The sequence below is a fragment of the uncultured Campylobacter sp. genome (assembly GCF_938045775.1).
In the GTDB taxonomy this organism is placed as follows: domain Bacteria; phylum Campylobacterota; class Campylobacteria; order Campylobacterales; family Campylobacteraceae; genus Campylobacter_B.
This window is the reverse complement of the sequence record NZ_CALIBH010000216.1, coordinates 1-1,811: the sequence shown is the minus strand read 5'-3', so window position 1 is coordinate 1,811 and position 1,811 is coordinate 1. Positions and strand designations below refer to the sequence as shown.

At 49.6% G+C, this 1,811-nt stretch carries 5 protein-coding genes; 2 read left to right on the top strand and 3 right to left on the bottom strand.

Annotated elements, in window-relative coordinates; all coding sequences use genetic code 11:
• Together Q0238_RS08545 and Q0238_RS08540 are read left to right on the top strand one after the other, a co-directional pair.
• Positions 1–138 (top strand): MGMT family protein (locus tag Q0238_RS08545; protein WP_297945084.1); only part of this gene is annotated, 138 nt, incomplete at its 5' end.
• Between the two features lie 46 nt (positions 139–184).
• Positions 185–343 (top strand): hypothetical protein, encoded by a 159-nt coding sequence (locus Q0238_RS08540; protein WP_297945081.1) that lies wholly within the window; start codon positions 185–187, stop codon positions 341–343.
• A 70-nt stretch (positions 344–413) separates the two neighbouring features.
• On the opposite strand, the gene Q0238_RS08535 is transcribed toward Q0238_RS08540, so the two are convergent.
• The 3 genes from Q0238_RS08535 to Q0238_RS08525 form a co-directional block, all read right to left on the bottom strand.
• Positions 414–935, bottom strand: coding sequence for a DJ-1/PfpI family protein (locus tag Q0238_RS08535; RefSeq protein WP_297945079.1), 522 nt, complete (start codon positions 933–935; stop codon positions 414–416).
• 3 nt (positions 936–938) lie between these two features.
• Positions 939–1,256, bottom strand: a complete 318-nt coding sequence (locus tag Q0238_RS08530) for a hypothetical protein (RefSeq protein ID WP_297945076.1) — start codon at positions 1,254–1,256, stop codon at positions 939–941.
• A 351-nt stretch (positions 1,257–1,607) separates the two neighbouring features.
• On the bottom strand, positions 1,608–1,811 hold a 204-nt coding region (locus tag Q0238_RS08525), incomplete at its 5' end, for a hypothetical protein (RefSeq protein WP_297945073.1).

Here is a 1,811-nt window from a genome sequence, read left to right as displayed (position 1 = left end):
TCGATCATCATCCCCTGCCACCGCGTCATAGGCGCGCACGGCAGCCTCACGGGCTACGCAGGCGGCATCGATAGAAAAATCAAACTGCTGCAGCCAGGGAGCGTCGATATGCGAGGATTTTTTTACGCCCCCAAATAGCACCGCGCCGTAAAGCGGCAAATTTAAAAGGCCACAAAAGATTTTAATGCTCGCGCGCAAAAGTGCGATAAAATTTGAATACTTAAATTTAGACGCTGCACAGCGCATCGCTTGCAAATCGAAGGCGAGCGGCGATTTTAAAAACGATTACACCGCGCGCAGGACGGCGATCATTAAATTTAAAGCCGAAGCGGGCACGCTTTGAAATTTTAAATTTTTTCGCCGCGTAAAAATTAAAATTTTATGCCGAGATGCCGACCTTAGCGGCGTAAAATTTACAGCGACTCTAAAAGCGTTTTAGCCGCCAGTTTGCCCAGGTTATTGGTTGCTAGCGGACTATCGCCCGAGAGCAGGTTGCGGTCTTTGTGCACGGCTCCGTCGATACCTTCGTTTAGGATTTTCATCCCAAGTTTTGCTAGCCGCGAGCCCATATACCAGCGCAGATGGCCCGGCATGTAGCCTATATCGGGCGAGGTGCGATCAATGACGTCGGGCAGCAGCACGAGCTCGTAGCCCTCGAACAAAAACTTATCCTCGTCAAGCGCCGCGGCTAGCAGCCCGGCTGGGCCGTGGCAGATCGTGATGATGTATTTGCCCTGCTCATGAAACCATTTTAGCGCGGCCTTTACGTCGCGGCTCTCATCAAGCCCGATCAGCGCGCCATGGCCGCCCGGGATGTACAGCGCAAAATACTCATCAAAGCCCTTCTTTACGATATCAGCGAGCTTTTTAGGCTCTTTAAATTTAGTCGCGTAGCTCCCGAAAAAGCCCTTGAGCCGCTCGTCCTTCGCAGGCATCGCCTAAAACTCGAATTTTACGGGATTTCCAGAGAGCGTCGCGATCTCGAAGTCCCAGCCCGCCTGCGCCAGATGATACATCGGCACGAGCGTCTCGACGGGGTGGTTGCCAGTGGAGAAAAAAGTCCCGTTGTCCATCAGCAAATACCGCTCGTCGGCCGCGATGATGAGGATTTTTTTATCGCCGTCGTATTTTTTCTCGTAATTAAAATTCGCCAGATCGCTCACGGGCGCCGTAAACTGTGACAGCGAAAACGGCGACGGGAAAAACGCGCCGTGCTCGGCGATATCGGGAGTCGGGAGTTTTGATAGTTCGTTCATTTTGTCCTTTTTTATTGATTTGAGTCCGGATTATATGCGGTTTTAGTTAATATTCAGCAATGCTTTACGCCTTAAATTTGGCTTTATTTTGTCTTTTGCTTTCAGACTTAGGGTAAATTTACCCGCATCCTGAGGATAAATTTGGCTTGCGAGTTTAAATATCGGATCGGTGAGCGCGTTAAATTTGCTAGGCATTTTTATATGTCTTTAAAAAACGGCGTCGCATTTTTCGCGAAGGAGCTTAAATTTGACTAAAATTAGCGGCCAAATTTGCCTTTTTGGGTCAAAATTTACGATAGCCAAAATCTATAAGCGGTGCCGAAACGTGCGCGAAAGCCTGCAGCGAAAAAACTAATAAGCGGCGTCGCATCTGCTTCGTAAAACTGCGGCGGGGTTGATTGCCAAGGAGCCGCTTAGTGCGACGTTTAAACCGCCGCGTAAAAAAGATAAAATTCTATCTTTTCGCGCATGATGATTTGCGCCGCATCTACAAGCAAATAAAGCTCGCAGGCTCTTGGCGGTCGGTGGCGCTGCCACTACGCCGCTTAAACCTGC

Bases quoted from the DNA above. Each gene is read 5' to 3' on its own strand.
- Q0238_RS08540 (WP_297945081.1), top strand. From the start codon at position 185: ATGCTCGCGCGCAAAAGTGCGATAAAATTTGAATACTTAAATTTAGAC.
- Q0238_RS08535 (WP_297945079.1), bottom strand. From the start codon at position 935: ATGCCTGCGAAGGACGAGCGGCTCAAGGGCTTTTTCGGGAGCTACGCG.
- Q0238_RS08530 (WP_297945076.1), bottom strand. From the start codon at position 1,256: ATGAACGAACTATCAAAACTCCCGACTCCCGATATCGCCGAGCACGGC.